Origin of the sequence: Micromonospora sp. CNB394 (assembly GCF_000374985.1) — a bacterium.
GTDB classification, from domain to species: Bacteria; Actinomycetota; Actinomycetes; order Mycobacteriales; family Micromonosporaceae; genus Micromonospora; species Micromonospora marina.
The window spans coordinates 1-2,322 of the sequence record NZ_KB895901.1 but is presented as its reverse complement, the minus strand read 5'-3'; the positions used below and the strand labels follow the sequence as shown (position 1 = coordinate 2,322).

Annotated in this window: 3 protein-coding genes; all 3 read left to right on the top strand. The window is 62.9% G+C overall.

Annotated features, from left to right (window positions below):
* The coding region (locus C569_RS33530; protein ID WP_231394943.1) for a hypothetical protein at positions 1 to 520 on the top strand (520 nt) is incomplete at its 5' end.
* A gap of 528 nt (positions 521 to 1,048) precedes the next feature.
* The gene (locus tag C569_RS0129435; RefSeq protein ID WP_196806828.1) at positions 1,049 to 1,348 is read left to right on the top strand and encodes a type II toxin-antitoxin system Phd/YefM family antitoxin; all 300 of its coding nucleotides are present in this window, start codon (positions 1,049 to 1,051) and stop codon (positions 1,346 to 1,348) included.
* On the top strand, positions 1,345 to 1,587 hold the full coding sequence (locus tag C569_RS0129430; RefSeq protein WP_018789273.1) for a type II toxin-antitoxin system RelE/ParE family toxin: 243 nt from the start codon (positions 1,345 to 1,347) through the stop codon (positions 1,585 to 1,587). The genes C569_RS0129435 and C569_RS0129430 overlap by 4 nt, the downstream gene beginning before the upstream one ends.
* Positions 1,588 to 2,322: the final 735 nt, after the last annotated feature.

The following is a 2,322-nucleotide window of genomic DNA, read 5'->3' as shown; positions in this document are numbered from 1 at the left end:
CCCGCCTCAACCGCGGCTACGCCCTGGTCAACTAGCAAATGGCGGCTGCCGTACTAGGATGAGTCGGGTATTGGACGCGATTTGCTGGGACGGAACCACTCCGGTAATCAGCCTCTTCGTCATTTCCGCAGCCCAGGAGTCTCCCGACCTCGTAAGTGCATGGGGGGATGATGTTCCAAGGCGGACCAAGACTTATTGTCTGGAGGATGATCGTCCTGAACCTACCTTGCCGCCGGTCTATGAGTATGATTTCGAGTTCGAGATCCTGCCTGTGGGTCTCCAGCAACACTTGGAGTCCTGTTTGCGGATGGTATGCGAACGTGCTGGCTCGGTGGCTTGGTTGGCGTTCGAAGGCTCGTTTCACTTCGACCACATTCTGACCGAAAGCGTGGCTGACCAGATATATGGCGTGTGCGCCACTGGTGATTCGCCTCTGGTGGTACTCGACGACGAACCGGCTGCCCGGGCAGCTCTGAATGAGCGGATGCGCGCCTACCGAATGCGCCTCGGTCTCGGCTGATTAATGGATCAACCGGTGGTCGTTCATGCAGCCACGGCGCTACTCAACGTAGCGCTGTGGCTGTGGTCGTTGGCCAGTGTGCGCAAGGGTTGCTGTCACGGCTGCTGTCAGACGTTGCCATCGCATGTCGATGTCTCGATGTAATCGCCACATGGGAGGGTCGGGGCGATAGGCGTGCCGCTCTGGGCCACCTACGGCCGCATCGATGGCCGGTGCCGTGCCGCGTAGCGGTGCGGCGTCGATCCCCGGACCCGTTCACTCGCGTCGGCTGGTGAAGGGATCGTCACGGCCGTAGATGGCATCACTGTCACTGCTGATCTCGTGGCTCCGCTTCACCGGGCGTGCGCGCGGGGCCGGAACGGCTGTAGCGCGTGCGCGTGCGTCCGGGTAGCCGGGCGCTCTTGATTAGGTGAAGCACCTTTTTGCCCAATGGCTGCTGCGGTGACGGAGCCCTGTGGATGGCACCTCGGATCGGAGCTGGGATGCTGCTCCCCAGGGGACACGGTACCGCGTGGTACAGTTCGGTGCATGACGAGGATTACGCTGCGGGAGTTCCGTGATGGCGCGGGTCGGGTGCTGGACGGGGTCGAGCGCACCGGTGAGCCGGTCATGATCACGAAGTACGAGCGGCCGGTGGCCGTGTTGGTGGGCATCGACGAGTGGGAGGAGATCGAGGCTTTCCGGGACCGCCGGGACGCTGCGGTGATCGCTCGTTCCCGTGCTGAGGGGCAGTTCGTGCCGCTGTCGGCGGCGCTGGAGTCACTCGGGGTGGATCCTCGTGAGGTGGAGGCGCTGCTGGCCGACCGGGCCGGCGGTGCGGCGGCGTGAAGGTTCAGATCGACCGGGATGTGCTGGTCTGGTTGCACAAGCAGCCCCGCAACGTCTTCCTGACCGTTCTGAGCGCGATCCTCGGCTTGGTCTCCGACCCTGAGCCACAGAGCTCGATCGAAATGCGCGACGGATCCGGTCGTCGTCTGCGCGTCGGTGACTACCGGGTCCTCTACCGCCTCGACGGCGACGAGTTGACCATCCACGCCGTCGGGCATCGCAAGGACGTCTACTCGTAAGCCGTCCAGGTCGCGGCGGCCCTATCCGGCCGCAATGGGTTCGAGGTCGAGGACCGGCCGAGTCGCCGACCGGCGGTCCCTTCGAGGCAGGGTTGCGCCCCTGGCGCGGATGTCTCGCCGGCGCCCTGACGACGCGGAGTTCCCGGCTGGCTCGTCGCCTCTCCAGCGGTGATGATCTGGAACATCAGGTTCGCCGTACGTTCCGGCGTGCGTGGGTGTTGCTGTCATGGCTGCTGTCACCAGCGACACCGATGATGTTCGGTGGAGTCAGCCGCAATGAACGCGCAGGTGAGACCCGCCATTACCTGGCGTGACATCGTTGCTGAGTCCACACGTACTATGTGATAGCCGGCAACACCCAGGTCCTCGTCCACAACTGTGGCGAGGCGGCTGATGATTTGCTTGACTTTGCGGATGAAGCTCTGAACATGGCCCCAGAAGTGCGCCCGAATGTTGCGACTAGTATTACCTCCGCGGACGGATCGCAAGTCAGGTTCGCCTATGCAACGGATACAAGGTCCGGAGTGATGCCTCCGCAAACCGCGCGAGCTGTGGCTAACTCAGGTCATCATGGTGGGTGTGGGGAAGTCGGATGCGCTATTCAGTTCGAGGAAGCGGGAATTCCTCTTGAAGGATCAACGTACGTATTCAGCTTGAGGTGAGTCCCCGGCCGGTTGTCCACTCTGGTTGATCGGCTGGCATGATCACGAGGTGTCGTCCGTTCCGCAGGTCCCG